At 61.6% G+C, this 15,934-nt stretch carries 11 protein-coding genes; 5 read left to right on the forward strand and 6 right to left on the reverse strand.

Features of this window, described 5'->3' with window-relative positions:
• Window positions 1-14: 14 nt before the first annotated feature.
• Both BW995_RS11195 and BW995_RS11200 read right to left on the reverse strand, forming a co-directional pair.
• Window positions 15-602 (reverse strand): NUDIX hydrolase, encoded by a 588-nt coding sequence (locus BW995_RS11195; protein ID WP_245821419.1) that lies wholly within the window; start codon window positions 600-602, stop codon window positions 15-17.
• 27 nt (window positions 603-629) lie between these two features.
• Window positions 630-2,390 (reverse strand): HD family phosphohydrolase, encoded by a 1,761-nt coding sequence (locus BW995_RS11200; protein WP_084194832.1) that lies wholly within the window; start codon window positions 2,388-2,390, stop codon window positions 630-632.
• A gap of 422 nt (window positions 2,391-2,812) precedes the next feature.
• On the opposite strand from BW995_RS11200, the gene BW995_RS11205 reads away from it, so the two are divergent.
• The 3 genes from BW995_RS11205 to BW995_RS11215 are packed head-to-tail and all read left to right on the forward strand — an operon-like array spanning window position 2,813 to window position 6,088.
• The gene (locus BW995_RS11205) at window positions 2,813-3,721 is read left to right on the forward strand and encodes a GNAT family N-acetyltransferase (RefSeq protein WP_084194779.1); all 909 of its coding nucleotides are present in this window, start codon (window positions 2,813-2,815) and stop codon (window positions 3,719-3,721) included.
• 7 nt (window positions 3,722-3,728) lie between these two features.
• Window positions 3,729-4,526 carry a PIG-L deacetylase family protein gene (locus BW995_RS11210; protein ID WP_076400906.1) on the forward strand — a complete coding sequence of 266 codons (798 nt, stop codon included), beginning with the start codon at window positions 3,729-3,731 and terminating at the stop codon, window positions 4,524-4,526.
• A 35-nt stretch (window positions 4,527-4,561) separates the two neighbouring features.
• Window positions 4,562-6,088, forward strand: a complete 1,527-nt coding sequence (locus BW995_RS11215) for a UbiD family decarboxylase (protein ID WP_076400502.1) — start codon at window positions 4,562-4,564, stop codon at window positions 6,086-6,088.
• 312 nt (window positions 6,089-6,400) lie between these two features.
• Here BW995_RS11215 and BW995_RS11220 read toward each other — a convergent pair whose 3' ends face one another.
• On the reverse strand, window positions 6,401-8,128 hold the full coding sequence (locus BW995_RS11220; protein WP_175617053.1) for a methyl-accepting chemotaxis protein: 1,728 nt from the start codon (window positions 8,126-8,128) through the stop codon (window positions 6,401-6,403).
• Between the two features lie 365 nt (window positions 8,129-8,493).
• On the opposite strand from BW995_RS11220, the gene BW995_RS11225 reads away from it, so the two are divergent.
• On the forward strand, window positions 8,494-10,092 hold the full coding sequence (locus BW995_RS11225) for a lysine--tRNA ligase (RefSeq protein ID WP_076400504.1): 1,599 nt from the start codon (window positions 8,494-8,496) through the stop codon (window positions 10,090-10,092).
• Window positions 10,093-10,392: 300 nt separating this feature from the next.
• Here BW995_RS11225 and BW995_RS11230 read toward each other — a convergent pair whose 3' ends face one another.
• From BW995_RS11230 to BW995_RS11240, 3 genes are all read right to left on the reverse strand, one after another.
• Window positions 10,393-11,661, reverse strand: coding sequence for a bactofilin family protein (locus tag BW995_RS11230; protein ID WP_076400505.1), 1,269 nt, complete (start codon window positions 11,659-11,661; stop codon window positions 10,393-10,395).
• A 153-nt stretch (window positions 11,662-11,814) separates the two neighbouring features.
• Window positions 11,815-12,573 (reverse strand): OmpA family protein, encoded by a 759-nt coding sequence (locus BW995_RS11235; RefSeq protein WP_175617054.1) that lies wholly within the window; start codon window positions 12,571-12,573, stop codon window positions 11,815-11,817.
• 976 nt (window positions 12,574-13,549) lie between these two features.
• Window positions 13,550-14,035 carry a cold-shock protein gene (locus BW995_RS11240; protein ID WP_076400507.1) on the reverse strand — a complete coding sequence of 162 codons (486 nt, stop codon included), beginning with the start codon at window positions 14,033-14,035 and terminating at the stop codon, window positions 13,550-13,552.
• Between the two features lie 563 nt (window positions 14,036-14,598).
• On the opposite strand from BW995_RS11240, the gene moeA reads away from it, so the two are divergent.
• The gene (moeA, locus tag BW995_RS11245) at window positions 14,599-15,864 is read left to right on the forward strand and encodes a molybdopterin molybdotransferase MoeA (RefSeq protein WP_076400508.1); all 1,266 of its coding nucleotides are present in this window, start codon (window positions 14,599-14,601) and stop codon (window positions 15,862-15,864) included.
• The last annotated feature ends 70 nt before the right edge of the window (window positions 15,865-15,934 follow it).

Consider the following 15,934-nt stretch of genomic DNA (forward strand, 5'->3'; position numbering starts at 1 on the left):
GCGGTATCCACACGTCAAAGGGAGGCCTCGGCATCGGGCAGGCGGCGGTCTATGGCCAGCGCCATCCGGGCCAGATCCGCCACATGGGCGCTGGTCTGTCCGGCCTGATCAAGGGCAAGGATTTCGGGCAAGGTCCGCCAGGCACAGTCGGCGGCATCATCTCCGGCAACGCCATCGCCGCTTTGCCACTGACACAGCACCGCTGTCAGCACAAAGTGATAGCGAACCGCCCCGACGATGTCGCGTTCGATGACGTCCAGACTGGCAAAGGCGGCGGGGAGTGTGCCATGGCGGGCCACCGCCTCGACGGCGGTTTCTTCGCGCAGTTCCCGCACCGCTCCGGCGGCCAGCGTCTCGCCCAGCATCAGGCGACCACCGGGAAAGCCCCAGCATCCGGCATCGGGGGGATTTTTGCGCTGAACCAGCAACAGCCGTTCCTCACGCACCACCACCGCCAGAACCGCAGGCTGCGGTCCGCGCGGATAGCGGCTGACCGGCATTGACGGCACTGGGGCCGGGGAGGTGACGGTTACACCGTCGTCTTCATCCCCAACCTCGTCGAGATCATCCTCGAAATCATCCTCATCGGGACGCCCGCTCACCGGCCAGCCTCCCCCGGCGAACCGGCCTCAGGACAGGGGCGGAGCCACAGGACGGGGCGCGACATACTGGCCGACATCCACCGTATCGCACTGATCAGGCCGCAGGTACGACTGGGCATACTCGTCATGGACCCCCGAGGTCAGGAACAATTCAAACAGGTCGGCGTCAATGTGGCGATCCTTCTTCATGAAGTTCAGGATCTTGACGCACTCGGATACCTTCTTGGGGGTCTTATAGGGCCGGTCGGCGGCGGTCAAGGCCTCGAACACGTCGGCAATGGCCATGATCTTGTCCGACACCGTCATCTGGTCACCGGTCAGGCCATGCGGATAGCCGGTGCCGTCGATCTTTTCGTGGTGGTTTCCCGCAATGGCCGGAATGCGCTTCAGGCTCTTGGGGAACGGCAACTGCCGCAGCATTTCCTGGGTCAGCACGATGTGATCGTTGATCACCTTGCGCTCTTCGTTGGTCAGCGTGCCGCGCTGGATGCACATGTTGTACAACTCGCCACGGTTATAGACGCCAACGATGTGTTCGGCGCGGTCTTCCAGCAGCTTTTCCACCGCAGGCGCGGGCGGCGGCGGTGCGGCCTGCAGACGCTGGGTTTCTTCCCACGACAGTCCGAGGGTGCGGTCAAAGTAACGGGTCCAGGTCCGCTCGGCGATCTGCTTGCAGCGCTCCACCTTGTCGGGGGCCATGAATTCGCCGCCAATATTGCTTTCGGCAATAAAGGCAAAGTCCGCTTCCAGCGCCGCCACCTGTTCGGCAAAATCCTGCTCGCACAGGGCGGCATCTTCGCCAGCCAACTGGCGGCGCAGCATGGCGATCTCGGCATCCCGGCGCATCACCTCGAACCGGGTCCGCACTTCGTGGATGCGGTCATAGATCGTTTCCAGCTTGGTCGCCTTGTCGACCACATATTCCGGCGTCGTCACCTTGCCGCAATCATGCAACCATGCCGCCAGATGCAGTTCATACCAGTCGTCTTCCGACAACTGATAGTCGGCAAACGGACCCTCGGTCTGCTCACACGCCGCCCTGGCCAGCATTTTGGCAATCACCGGCACCCGTTCGCAATGGCCGCCGGTGTAGGGGGACTTGGCGTCAATGGCCCGCGCCAGCACCTTGATGAAGCTGTCCATCAGGTCGCGCTGCGCCTGCAGCAGGCGCTGGTTGTCAATGGCCACCGCCGCCTGACTGGCCAGAGCCTCGACCAGCGGCTGAACGGTCGAAGAAAAGGCGATCACTTCGCCGCTGTCGTTCTGGGCATTGATCAGCTGCAGAACCCCGATCACTTCGTCGTGAGTATTCTTCAGCGGAATGGTCAGGAATGATTTGGAGCGATAGCCGGTGCCGGCATCAAACTTCTTGGTGCCCGAAAAGTCGAACCCCTGCGCGGTATAGGCATCCTCGATATTGATCGACTGCCCGTTCAGCGCCACATGGGTCGCCACGTTGTTGTGGTTCGGTTCGCCGGTCTGTGGATTATAAAGCGGCAGGGCCGGAAAGGGGATCGCCGTGCCGGTGGTCCCGCCCATCGCCGTTTTCAGGGTGTCATTGCGCAGGATCTTGAACGCCAGCGACCGCCCGTCGTCGCTGACCAGATACAGCGTCCCGCCATCGGCGTTGGCAAAAGCTTTGGCTTCCAGCAAAATCAGCTCGGTCAGCCGGTCGTGGTTGCGTTCGGCTGACAGGGCAATGCCGACTTCGATCAGGCGCTGCAGGTCTGCCGAAGCGACTCCGGCTGCCGAGTGAACCTGAGAAGATGAATCTGTGTGTTCGGTCATGGTCGCATCCACGGTTGCATCCCCTCTGGCAAGCCTTGATACCGTTCCCGTTGGCCTACAGACAGACCCGGCCGGATGGGACAGACTTGGAGGCAGTCTAACACTCCCCCCTAAAAAGGGGACGCAAGAAATTGGTCACGCCGATGAATATGTCCAGGATGTCACAAGTATCGGCCTCCCGCGACGTTCTACACTATTGGCAGAAGACCGCAAGACCAACCTGAATACTGGGATTGCATAAAAAGACCCATATGCCTGTCACTCCCCCGCACTCCGGCGGGAAAAGCCGCTGGCGACAGCCCCGGGAAACAGCGTATGGTGCAGGGAAGTCGTCTCTTTTCCCGTCAGACAGATCCCCGGAGCAGTCCGCCCGGAGCAGTCCGCCCGGAGCAGTGCGCCCGGAGCAAGGAGCAAGGAGCATCATGCCATCGTCAGCCTTTCTTCGCCGCCCTGACGGCCCCGGCCTGACCCTGCGCCCCTCGCTGGCCTCGCCAACGACATTGCCCGCCTATGCCAGCCTGTTCCGCACCTGCTTTCCCGGTGCCGCCATCGCCAATCCGGCCTATCTCAACTGGCTGTACGCGGAAAATCCCTCCGGCCCGGTGGTCGGCTTTGACGCCTGGGCCGGTGATACACTGGCCGCGCATTATGTGTGCGTGCCGGTGGAAACGATGCTGGCTGGCATCCCCTGCCGGTGCCTGCTGTCGCTGAACACCGCCACCCATCCGGCATGGCAGGGACAAGGGTTGTTCACCCGTCTGGCCCAGGCCACCTATGAGATGGCGACCGCCGATGGCTATGCCGCCGTCTATGGCGTTGCCAATGCCAACAGTACCCCCGGCTTTTTGCGCAAGCTGGCGTTTCAGGCCGTCGCCCCGCTGGAAGCCCGGATCGGCATCGGCGGTGTCTCGCACAAGCGCGCATGGCCCGACGTCTGCGCCAGCAGCATGTTCCGTCGCCGCTGGACAGCCGCGTCGTTGCGCTGGCGGATGAGCAATCCCCTCAACCCGGTACAGGCCCGCCACCTGAACGGACAGCAGTGGGGCTTTACCGCCCGCACTGGCCGCCCCGGCGTGGTCGCCTATGGTGAAAGCTGGCTGGAGCAGCCTGACCATGGTCCCGACCTGCCGTCCTCCCGCAGTCCGCTGGGCCTGCGGGTGTTTCTTGGGCTGATGCCTCCGGCGCTGGCGGCCTATGGTCGCTTTGTCCCCCTTCCGGCAGTCTTGAAACCATCGCCGCTGAATCTGATCTATCGCCGTCTGGGGGCTGGTCCCGAGACCCTGGACCCGGGGTCAACCCTGCTCGGTTTCCTTGATTTTGATGCGTTCTGAGGCTGCCATGCCCGTGCCACCCCTGGCCGTTTTTCTGTTTGCCCATCAGGATGATGAATTCGGCTGCTTTGCCGCCATCGAAGCCGCCCGCGCCGATGGACTGCGCCCGGTTTGCCTGTACCTGACCGATGGCGGCGGCGGACGCGCCAGCCCGCAGGCCCGCTGTGACGAAAGCCGCCGGGTGCTGCTGTCGCTGGGCGTCGCCGCAGAGGACATCCATTTCCCCGGCATCAGCGAGCGTCTGCCCGATGGTGGCCTTGCCGGGCACCTGCCCGCTGCCTTCGCCGCCGTACAGCAGTGCCTGCTGGCCTGTCAGGCTCCCGTTGCCCGCCTGCTGATCCACGCCTGGGAAGGCGGCCATCAGGATCATGATGCCGCCCACCTGCTGGGGCTGGCCGTCGCCCACTCCCTCGACCTGCTGCCCCGGACCCGACAGTTTGCCCTCTATCATGGCGCAGGCCTGCGTCACGGGCTGTTCCGGGTGCTGGCCCCGCTGGCCGCCAACGGCCCTTGCGACCGGACCCGCCTGCCATGGGCCAGCCGCCTGCGCTATCTGCGCCTGTGCTGCGGTTATCCCTCGCAATGGAAAAGCTGGCTCGGGTTGCTGCCGTTTGTCGGCCTGCACCTGCTGGTTCAGGGAACGCAGGACCTGCAACCGGTCTCGCTGGAGCGGATTCAGGATCGCCCGCATCCCGGCCCCCTGCTGTATGAAGAGCGCGGAGCCGCCCGCTGGGCCGAGCTGGTCGCCGCGGTCACACCGTTTGCCGCAACCCACCTTGGCACCGCCCCGACCCCGGCGGTATAACACCGCCCATCATGATGCAATGAAGGTACTTTTCCATGCCCTATGCTTCCCTGCGGGACTTTATGGAGCGACTGGAGCGCGAGGGCCGTCTGGTCCGCGTCAAGGAACCGGTCTGCACCGATCTGGAAATGACCGAAATCCAGACCCGCCTGCTGGCCGAAAAGGGTCCGGCAGTCCTGTTTGAAAACCCGGTCCGTGCCGACGGGACGCCCTATGGCATGCCGGTGCTGGTCAACCTGTTCGGCACCGTCGAGCGGGTCGCCTGGGGGATGGACCGCGAACCGCACCAGTTGCGCGGCGTCGGCGAGACGCTGGCCTTCCTCAAGCAGCCCGAACCGCCAGCCGGTTTGCGCGATGCCTGGGAAATGCTGCCGCTGATCAAGACCGTGCTGTCGATGAAGCCCAAGACCATCAGCAGCGCCCCCTGTCAGGAAGTGGTGCTGACCGGTGACCAGATCGACCTGTCCCGCCTGCCGATCCAGCAATGCTGGCCGGGCGAACCGGCACCGCTGATCACCTGGCCGCTGGTGGTGACCAAAGGCCCTGGCAAGGGCAAGGAAGACGGCTTCAACCTTGGCATCTACCGTATGCAGGTCACTGGCAGGAATACCACCCTGATGCGCTGGCTGAAGCATCGCGGCGGTGCCCAGCATTACCGCCGCTGGGCCAAAGACCACGGCACCGCCATGCCCGCCGCCGTGGTGCTGGGGGCCGATCCCGGCACGATTCTGGCTGCCGTCACTCCGGTTCCCGACACCTTGTCGGAATACCAGTTCGCCGGTTTGCTGCGCGGCAAGAAGGTCGAACTGGTCGATTGCAAGACCGTGCCGCTGAAGGTTCCGGCGCAGGCTGAAATCGTGCTGGAAGGCCACGTCATGCTCGACGAGTTCGGCGACGAAGGCCCCTATGGCGACCACACCGGCTATTACAATTCGGTCGAGCCGTTCCCGGTGTTCCGCATTTCCGCCATCACCATGCGCAAAAAGCCGATTTACCTGTCAACCTTCACCGGCCGTCCGCCCGATGAGCCAAGCGTGCTGGGCGAGGGGCTGAACGAAGTGTTCATCCCGCTGCTGACCCAGCAGTTCCCCGAAATCGTTGACTTCTGGCTGCCGCCCGAAGGCTGTTCCTATCGCATCGCGGTGGTCAGCATGAAGAAGGCCTACCCCGGCCACGCCAAGCGGGTGATGATGGGGGTGTGGTCGTTCCTGCGCCAGTTCATGTACACCAAGTTCGTGATCGTGGTGGATGACGACATCAACTGCCGCGACTGGAAAGACGTCATGTGGGCCGTTTCCACCCGCATGGACCCGGTGCGCGACATCACCATGATCGAAGGCACCCCGATTGATTACCTCGATTTTGCCAGCCCGGAAAGCGGTCTGGGCGGCAAGGTCGGGCTGGATGCCACCAACAAGTGGCCACCGGAGACTCACCGCGAATGGGGTGAAAAGCTGGCCATGGACCGCAGCGTGATCGAGACGGTCAATGCCAAATGGCACAAGCTGGGCCTGCCGGGTTCCGGTAAATCCATCTGGCCGGAACCACCGACCGAATCCTGAAGACGGTGTTGCCGGAACCCGTTTAGACCAGCGTGCGTTAAATCTGACACCACAGTACACGACAGTTGGTGGAAAAGAATGGGCTATCGCCCAAACCCATTCGGGGCCTGAGGCCCCGAACCCCCATTTTTTCTTTCAATATCAAGTCAATGGGGTCTGGGGCCTCAAGGCCCCAGCGAGGTTTGGAGCAGCGCTCCATGACCCTGTTTTCTGTTTGTCGTGTACTGTGATCGGACGCAGGCACGCTGGTCTGGCCTTTTGTTCTGCCGCATTGTTGTTGCGAAAACCGGTTCCCACTTTTCGCACAATGCTCTACTGCGCCGCCAGCGTATTGGCGTCGGTCTTGTCGATCGAACGCGACAGCTCGTCCAGAATGCTCAGGACATTGCTGCTGGCTTCGTTCATTTCGCGCAGGTGGACCAGGGCACCATCCATATCCTGCCGGTAATAGGCATCCAGCGCCGCCTTTGCACTGGCATGCACCACCTCGTGCGGGACTTCCAGGCGACGGAAGTGCGGATTGCCGGTCAGGCGGGGATCCTTGACCGTGTCGTACCATTTGCCCAACCGGCACTGATGGTCGTCGGGAACCTCGTGGGAATGCCATTCACCATCCCCCATCAGCACGTCAACCACCCGCTTTTTGAACAGCACATGGTCGATCTTTGCCAGTTCGCACAGGCCCCGGCTGGACCCGTCATGGAACCATTGGGTGGCACTGTTGGAGATGTGTGTGTTGCTGGTCTGGATGGCATGCGACACCGTGCGCACCAGCGTATTGTTTGCGCTCGCCATATCGGCCACCGAACCAATCCGCCCGGCGATCACTTCGCTGGCATCCTGTTGTTGGTGCAGGATGTAGGAAATTTCCTGAATCTTGGCCGCGACGTTGGTAATCTGGCTCGACATCTGGTTGATTTTCTCAACCGTGGCATCAATGGCCCGTTCGCCGCTTTGCACCGCGTCCTGCGAGCGGTTCATGGTCTGACGGATCGAGTCCATCCCGCGCCGCAGGGCGTCGATCTTTTGCGCAATGTCTTCGGTCGATTTGCTGGTCTGGTTGGCGAGGTTTTTCACCTCGTTGGCCACCACCGCAAAGCCCTTGCCGGCTTCCCCCGCCCGGGCGGCTTCGATGGTCGCATTCAGCGCCAGCAGGTTGGTCTGGTTGGCGATGTTCTCGATCACCGCCAGAATCTGGCCGATCTGCTCAGACGCCATCGCCAGATCATCAACGCTGCCTGCCGTATCAGCCACCGCGTCGGAAATCAGGGTGATCGCCTTGCGAGCCGCTTCGGCGTTGTTGGTGCCGTCGGTGACCACCATGTGGGCTTCTTCGGCATCAACGGCAGCAGCCTGACTGTTGCGTGAAATGTCTTCGACCGCGTTGACCATCTCTTGCGCCGAGCGGGCAATCGAATCCCCTGATTCCGCCACCAGATGGGAATTGCGCACCAGCTCGGCCAAACTGGCCGTGGCATCGTTCATGCTGATGATGGTTGCCGACAACTGCCGCAGATTGCCCACCGACTGTTCACGGTGACGGATATCGGCGGTGATGCCGTCATGGTCGGTTTCATAGGCCGACAGGGCCAGCGCCATATCATTGAACACCAACCGGTTGAGGGTGCTCAGCAGGCCTTGCAGACGATTCGATTTCCACCAGTAGCGTTCGATCACCGCCTTGCTGAACCCGTTCAGGATCAGCGAATAGGTCGACAGGTACCACGCAGGCGACAGGCCGATCCGCGCATGGGCAGCCCCGACCCGCAACGCCCGTTGCTGATAGGCATCATTCGGGCCATCGCGCAGCAGGCCCAGCCAGTGAGAGGCCTGCGTCTTTTTCAGCTGCGGGATGCGGCTGCTGTCCCCCAGCACCTTGGCCAGCTCCGGGGTTTGCTGCAACGTCGCATAAAAGTGATCCACCAACGGCCCAAGGCACCCTTCGGCAACCTTGTACAAGGGGGCAAGATTCGCCGCATCTTCCGGAGTCCACAGAAAATTACGGACCCGGTTCAGCTCGTTCAGCTCAAGATCGCTCACAACATCAGCCTTTGCTTTTTTGACATCCCTCGACACTGCCAGCGCAGCCAGATGCCCTTTGGTGCACGCATGCACTTTTGGTTATGTTTGCGGATAATCCCCTGAAACAAGAAGGGATGACAACATAAAACCGACACACTTCCCTTTCGGAATAGCAACCTTTCAGTCACAAACTAGACAAAGGTATAGGTCTGGGCAGAGATCGGACCCAAAAGTCCTCTGTTCAAAGGAGGCCAAATCACCGACAGGTTGGCCCCCCGCCGATGGCAATCACCATTGACCTCCGAAAGCCGCTTAAGTTTTGGCGGGAAATGCTTTAAGGTCTGCTCCCTTTTGTCTTTCGTTCTCAACCCACGAGTCCCATCATGTCCGACGATCTGATTGCCTTCGCCCGCGAGTCCTCTGCCTGGCCCTTTCAGGAAGCCAAAGAGCTGCTGGACAAGCGCCTGAAAGGCAAAACGCCGGACAAGGGCTATGTGTTGTTTGAAACCGGCTATGGCCCGTCGGGCCTGCCGCACATCGGCACCTTTGGCGAAGTCGCCCGCACCAGCTGGGTGCGCCGGGCGCTGGAGCTGATTGCTCCGGACATTCCGACCCGCCTGTTTGCCTTTTCCGATGACATGGACGGCCTGCGCAAGGTGCCGGACAACATCCCGAACAAGGAGCTGGTCGGTGCCCACCTCGGCAAGCCGCTGACCCGCGTCCCCGACCCGTTCGGCACCCACAACAGCTTTGGCGAGCACAACAATGCCCGCCTGCAAGGCTTCCTTGACTCGTTCGGCTTCCAGTACGAATTCCGCTCGGCCACCGAGTGCTACACCAGCGGTGCCTTTGACAAGGCCCTGCTGCGCGTTCTGGAATGCTATGACGATGTTTGCAACGTCGTGCTCCCCACCCTGGGCGAAGAGCGCCGCCAGACCTATTCGCCGTTCATGCCGCTGTGTCCGCGCACCGGGCAGGTGCTGCAGGCCAAGGTCGTTGAGCGCGACCTCGCCAGCGGCTCGATCGTCTATGAAGACCCGGAAACCGGCGACTACATCACCGTGCCGGTCACCGGCGGGGCGTGCAAGCTGCAGTGGAAGGCCGACTGGGGCACCCGCTGGTATGCGCTGGGCGTCGATTACGAAATGTCCGGCAAGGACCTGATCCCGTCCGTCGAACTGTCGTCGAAGATCTGCCGGATTCTGGGCGGCACCCCGCCGATGAACCTGACCTATGAACTGTTTCTCGACAATCAGGGCCAGAAGATCAGCAAGTCGAAGGGCAACGGCCTGTCGGTCGAAGAGTGGCTGAAGTACGCCCCGGCCGAAAGCCTGGCCCTGTTCATGTACCAAAAGCCCAAGGCCGCCAAGCGCCTGTATTTTGACGTGATCCCCAAGGCCACCGACGAATACCTGTCGTTTGCCGAAAAGGGTGCCGAACAGACCGGCAAGGCGCTGTTCGACAATCCGGCCTGGCATATCCACGCGGGCAAGATTCCGGCGGAAAAGACTCCGCTGACCTTCTCGATCCTGCTGAATCTGGTCGGTGTCTGCCATTCGGACGACCCGGCGGTGCTGTGGCATTACATCAGCCGCTATGCTCCGACCGCCACCCCCGAAGCCAACCCGATCCTCGACAAGCTGGTGCGCTACGCGATCGTCTACTACGAAGACTTCGTGAAGCCGTCAAAGGTGTTCCGTCCGGCCACCGAAGCCGAAAAGGTTGCCCTCGGCGAGCTGCGCGCCGAGCTGGCCAAGGCTGGCCCGGATGCCGACGCCGAAACCCTGCAGAACATCGTCTATGCCATCGGCAAGGCCCACGAAGCCACCTTCCCGTCGCTGCGCGACTGGTTCAAGGCGCAGTATGAAATCCTGCTGGGTCAGGAACAGGGGCCGCGCATGGGCAGCTTCTTTGCCCTGTTCGGGGTCACCGAATCCGTTGCCCTGCTGGACAAGGCCATCAACGGCGAAGCCCTCGCCTGATCCTGAAGTCTTGCAATGAGGGCACCCTCCCTCATTTGCTCCTCACCTGTCGTGTACTGTGGGTTCACATCACAGTACACGACACACAGAAAACAGGGCCGTGGAGCGCTGCTCCACACCTCGCTGGGGCCGTTAGGCCCCAGACCCCATTCATTTGATTATAAAAGAAAAGATGGGGGCCCGGGGGCATCGCCCCCAGGTGAATGGTCGGGGCCTCAGGCCCCGAATGGGTCTGGGCGATAGCCCATTCTTTTCCACCAACTGTCGTGTCCTGTGGCGTCAGGTTCAACGCACAATGCTCTAGTCTCCCGCGCACTGACGAACGGAAACACACTTGTTGTTACCCGGCCCTTCGCACTGCAGGACCCAGGAACAACCGCCCTCAGAAGAGGCCGCAGCCGCATCTTTTTTGTTCGTACTGCGCTTCGCCGACTCCTTGGACTTTTCGCTCTCACCGTCCGTTGCCGAAGCCCCCTTGTGCCCTGTAGTCTCATCGCCCTCTGCCGTCGCCCGCGCCTTCTCGGCAGCTGCAGCGGCTTCGGCTTCGGCTTTGGCTTTGGCGGCGGCAGCCGCTTCGGCCTCGGCTATGGCTTTTGCTTCAGCTTTGGCAGCCGCTTCAGCTTTGGCCGCAGCTTCCAGCTCGGCTTTGGCCTTGGCAGCAGCGGCTTTCTCGGCAAGGGCATCGGCCTTTGCTTTTGCTTCTGCATCGGCCTTTATCCGGGCCGCTGCAGTCGCCTTTTCAGCGATTTCGGCATCGGCCTGCGCCTTTGCGCTGATCTGCTTCTCCGCAACAACGGGCTTGTCAACAGCAGGAGCCACCTTGGCGGGCTGGGCATCCACCGGCGGTTCACCTGATGCGGCGACCGGCGGAACCGGAGCCCCCGCACCGGCTGTGCCGACAGGCTCATCTGCCACAGGGAGCTTGGCAGGGGCCGCGACCGGCGGTTCACTGCGGACCAGCGTCCACCACTGCACCACCCCCGGCGTACCGCCGACCAGAGCCGCCAGCCCCGCGCCCAACAGCACGCCCATCAGCGTCACAACCCACAGAATTGTCCGGCCCCGGGGGGATGCCCGTTCACGGCCCGCCCCCGCCTGCCCCTCTGCAGAGGCCGCACGCGCGGCGGGGGTGGTGGTAACATTCGGCATGCGCGACACCGGGCGTTCGACCGGCAGGATGGTTTGCCCGACATGATGACGGGCATTGCTGCCAACCACCGGCACCAACACCCCCTGCACGCTGGCTTCGGGCTCGACTCCCAGCGCCTCGTACTGGACTTCACCGTTGAAGTCACAGCCCTGCGCAAAGGTCACCGCCCGCGATTTCAGCACTCCATCCACTTTGCCACCGACGACAGCCGTGTTGGCATCAATGGCAGCAGAAATCCGCCCTTGCGGCCCCACCACCAGCGTTTCGGCCTGAATGTCGCCCTGCATGGCGCCATCGATCTCGACCACCCCCGAGCATTGAATCCGCCCACGCACCACCAGATCAGGCGCCAGATACGAGCCTCGACGGAAGGAAGACGGGACCGAAGCGGTGGGAGAAAGGGAGATTGCAGAGCTCATGAAGTACCTGATCAAGCGTTAAACCAGCACAAACGACAAAGGCGGTCAGCCACAAACACGCAGCCCAACCGCCTTTGCTGTTGCAGTCCCCCGTCAGACCGGAGCCGTTACCAAAGCCCCCGGCTCAGCCCTGAACGGAGTCCGGGAAACACCTTACTTGCCTTCCGGCTTGAAGGTGATTTCCACGCGGCGGTTCTGCGATTCCGGCCGGTCGTTAGGAGTACTCACCTTCAGCTTTTCCTCGCCATAGGCTTCCAGAGCCATGGCACTGGCCGAAACACCGAGCTTCGCCAGAGCGGTTGCCACAGCTTCGGCGCGCTTTTGCGACAGCAGGATGTTGGTGTTGGCATTGCCGGCGGTGTCGGTATAGCCGGACACCACCACCACCACGTCCTTGTTGGACTTATAGGCGGTCGCCGCAGCCTGCAGGACGGACATCGCGGTTTCGTCCAGCTGGAACGAGCCGGTCTTGAAGTAGACAACGAACGGGCCGTTCACCGGCGCGACCGCTGCCTTGGGGGCCTTGCCCTTCAGGGCAGCCATCGCGGCATCGAAGGTCGCCTTGCAGGCGGCGATATCGTCGGGCTGATGGCCTTCTTCGGCTTCTTCGAGGAAGCAATCGAAACCGGCAGCCTGAGCACGGGCAGCCATCTGCGGCATCGTGGTGCGGGCACCGCTGTTCAGAACCTCCATCAGCTCGGCACGCATGGTGGTGGCTTCGCCGATGAAGCGGTCGTCCAGATCACGTTCTTCGAGGGCGGTCGGCAGGACGGTTTGACCGCTGGCGGCGGCGCGCGCCTTGCGGATGAAGTAAGCGGCATCACCCCAGTCATAGCGGCCCCGTTCAGCAGCAGCGAGGTCGGCATATTCTTTTTGCAGGGCTTGCTCGAAAGCGCCTCCGCCATTTGCCATCGAACGCGCACCGTCCACATCCCAGCGGTCAGCGCACGCAGACAAAAGACCGGCTGCTGCGGTCACGAGTAAAACCTTTTTAAGCATTGTGTTGCCGTCCTTTTTTTACAGAGTGGCGAAACTCAGTCCCGTTGCATGGGCCCACAGGTGTCTGTTCCTTGTTTTTCTGTACATGGCAGGCAGCCACCGCGCAAGGTCCAGCCCGAAGGCGACCTGCGAAAACCAGCCACCATGGCGCAAGCGACACACGGCATGGACCGGTGCGTCATCGCCCCCGACGATCCAACTGTGCCCAAGGACATGCCCCCGGACCCATCATTCATTCTCCCAAGAGTACGATCCCCCCACCTTGCGCCTGACGCGCAAAAGAGGCCGCCTCCCTGATCCCGACCAAGCCCGGAAGATCCCCCCCTTATGGCTGCCCGCAGGCTCATCCGTTCAGAGACAGATCGCACATCCCGAAACTCAATCATAGATTCTGGTTGCATAGTACCCGCTTCGCTTTTCAAAGCACAGCCTTTTTAAGCCGCACCGTCAAAAGGAAGCCCCTCGTTGACTGGTACTCCCGTCTATAGCGGGAAGGAATATTTCGCTCTGCACCAACATCGGGTAAGCACAGGAAAGAATACGATGGAATAAAATGATATCAAACTGCTTTAACAAGGCATCCATACCATCATCGTTCTTTAACGTAACGAAGAATGACGGTCTTCAACAAAAAAAGACCGCGCAGAATTGTCTTTGCGGAAAACTCATGCATCTGTGGAAATACACAGCTCCCCATGCCGTTCGCTCGCGGGGAGGCAAAGCTCGTTCACCCGTAAGGCACATAGCCCCAGACAGCGCAAAACGGGCCAAATCAGGACGCTTTGGGCACACCCACAAGACCGCACCTCAGGAAAAGAGGAAGCGGCATCGGGAAGGACAAGAAAAAAGCGGGCAACATTGCTGTCCGCCCGCTTTTTCTTCAAGGTCGTTAGCCGATCAGTTCGACTTCTTCGGCCATCGGTCCTTTTTTGCCCATGCGCGTGTTCAGGCGCACACGCTGTCCGGTTTCCAGGGCGGCAATCCCGGAACGATTCAGTGAACCGATCCCGATGAAGACGTCCTTGCCACCACCATCGGGGGTGACAAAGCCGAAGCCCTTTTCGGCGCTGAAGAACTTCACCACGCCTTCGATCACCGCGTTCTCTTCTTCAGGAACAGAGTTTTCCTGATCGACCGAGAAAATCGCGGAAACCTGCGGGCCCTTGGGGCCGGCTTCCAGGTCACAGACGATCACCGCACCCTGCGCCACGGACTGCATGCCAAAGCGCTGCAGCACCGAGACGTGAAGGAAGGCATCCGAGGAGCCATCCTGAGGAGCAACGAAGCCGAAACCCTTGGTGGCATTGAACCACTTAACGGTGGCGCTAATTCCCGACTGCGTCGGAGTCGAGGGCCGGTAAGTCCGGGTGTTCATAGCGGAAACAGAACCTTTGTGCATGGTAGAAACCACAATAAGGAATACCTGATTCCGCACGCCCCTCCAAGGCCCATCCGTCATTTGCGGACTCTTTTTGCATCTTTTCCTCCGGCCTCCACAGGCTGCCCATGAAAGGGGCAGTGAAATATCATGATCTTACAATTATCTATCCATATTTTGATCAAATATTACCCATAAACCTGCCTGTGTCAGACCAGAACAATCCTACCCCTGCGTTTCCCAGCCGTTCCGACTCGCCGGAAAAACCGTGAAACAGAGGGCGTGTTTGCCTCCTCCAAACCGGGGGGGGGCTGCTTTGCGTTAGACCAGCGTGCGATAAATCTGACGCGGACATGCTGGTCTAACTTTTTGTTCTGTCGCATTGTTTTTGCGAAAACCGGTTCCCACTTTTCGTACAATGCTCTAGCGGAAAGAAAATGCTACATCTTTGCTCTGCCAACAGCGCTGCCAGGCACCCGGCCCCACAGCCGTGAGCCCCAGGCTCGAGGATTTTGTTTTGCCGCAGGGATGTTGCGCGCACTGCTCCAGGAGTTCCATCAATGTCTGCCCCCCACGACTGCTTTGCCCACGACCACGCCCTGCTGGCCCTGTCTGACGCCATCGCCCTGCTCCAGACTCGTCTGGGGCCGGTCTGTCAGACCGAAGACCTGTCCGTCTCCGAGGCTCTGGGGCGCGTTGTCGCGGCCGATGTGGTGGCGCAGGTCACGGTCCCGCCGCACGACAATTCGGCAATGGATGGCTATGCCTATCGCGCTGCCGATATTCAGACCGGACAGGCCACCGTCCCGGTCGCCCGCCGCATTGCTGCTGGCGACCCGCCGGGTGCCGCGCTGGAGGCCGGAACCGCGATCCGGATTTTCACCGGCGCCCCGATGCCGCCCGGCGCCGATACGGTCGCCATGCAGGAAGACTGCCAGACCAGCGTCGGCCCGAACGGAAAAACGCTGGTCACCCTGCCTACCCATCAAAAGGCCGGAGCCAACCGTCGTCTGGCCGGGGAAGATGTCGCCGCAGGCACCGTGGTTCTGTCGGCTGGCCGCCGCCTGCGCGGCCCTGATCTGGCAATGGCGGCCTCGGTTGGTCATCGGACCCTGAGCGTTTACCGCCCGCTGAAGGTGGCGCTGTTTTCGACCGGCAACGAGCTGAAGGCCCCCGGCGAAGCACTGGAACCCGGCCAGATTTATGATTCCAACCGCTTTGGGGTCGCAGGCTGCCTGCAAATGCTGGGCTGCGCAGTCACCGATCTGGGCTCTCTGCCGGACAATGCCGAGCGCATCACCGCCGCACTGGAGCTGGCGGCCCGCGACCATCAGCTGGTGGTGACCTCGGGCGGGGTGTCGATGGGCGATGAAGACCACGTCAAAAAAGCCATCGAGCGCATTGGAACGCTGCATTTCTGGCGACTGGCGGTCAAACCCGGTCGCCCGCTGGCCCTCGGCAGTCTGGGAAACACCGTGTTCCTCGGCCTGCCCGGCAATCCGGTGGCCGCGCTGGTCTCCCTGATGCTGATCGGGCGGGCGGTGATTCACCGCCTGCAGGGACGCACCGCCGCGCCGATGCGCCGGTACCGCCTGCCGTCCGCCTTTGCCTTCAGCAAAAAGGCCGGGCGACAGGAATTCATCCGCTGCTGGCTGGAAGACGATGCCAGCGGACAGGTCAGCGTGCAACGCTTTGCCTCGCAAGGCTCGGGCGTCCTGTCGTCGATGGTCAAGGCCGACGGGCTGGTCGATATCACCATCGATACCACCGAGGTGCATCCCGGCGATATGGTCGATTTCCTGCCGTTTGCCGAGGCCCTGTGGTAAGGCCAATCGGGCACGGGGAGTTTTTTTTCACTCCCCGTGCATTTTTCTCTTGCCAACCGTCAAAACAGCC

Origin of the sequence: Insolitispirillum peregrinum (assembly GCF_900156605.1) — a bacterium.
In the GTDB taxonomy this organism is placed as follows: Bacteria; Pseudomonadota; Alphaproteobacteria; order Rhodospirillales; family Rhodospirillaceae; genus Insolitispirillum; species Insolitispirillum peregrinum.

Excerpts from the sequence above, each read along its gene's own strand:
- BW995_RS11200 (WP_084194832.1), bottom strand. The coding sequence starts at position 2,390 with ATGACCGAACACACAGATTCATCTTCTCAGGTTCACTCGGCAGCCGGA.
- BW995_RS11205 (WP_084194779.1), top strand. The coding sequence starts at position 2,813 with ATGCCATCGTCAGCCTTTCTTCGCCGCCCTGACGGCCCCGGCCTGACC.
- BW995_RS11210 (WP_076400906.1), top strand. The coding sequence starts at position 3,729 with ATGCCCGTGCCACCCCTGGCCGTTTTTCTGTTTGCCCATCAGGATGAT.
- BW995_RS11215 (WP_076400502.1), top strand. The coding sequence starts at position 4,562 with ATGCCCTATGCTTCCCTGCGGGACTTTATGGAGCGACTGGAGCGCGAG.
- BW995_RS11225 (WP_076400504.1), top strand. The coding sequence starts at position 8,494 with ATGTCCGACGATCTGATTGCCTTCGCCCGCGAGTCCTCTGCCTGGCCC.
- BW995_RS11230 (WP_076400505.1), bottom strand. The coding sequence starts at position 11,661 with ATGAGCTCTGCAATCTCCCTTTCTCCCACCGCTTCGGTCCCGTCTTCC.
- BW995_RS11235 (WP_175617054.1), bottom strand. The coding sequence starts at position 12,573 with ATGGCAAATGGCGGAGGCGCTTTCGAGCAAGCCCTGCAAAAAGAATAT.
- BW995_RS11240 (WP_076400507.1), bottom strand. The coding sequence starts at position 14,035 with ATGAACACCCGGACTTACCGGCCCTCGACTCCGACGCAGTCGGGAATT.
- moeA (WP_076400508.1), top strand. The coding sequence starts at position 14,599 with ATGTCTGCCCCCCACGACTGCTTTGCCCACGACCACGCCCTGCTGGCC.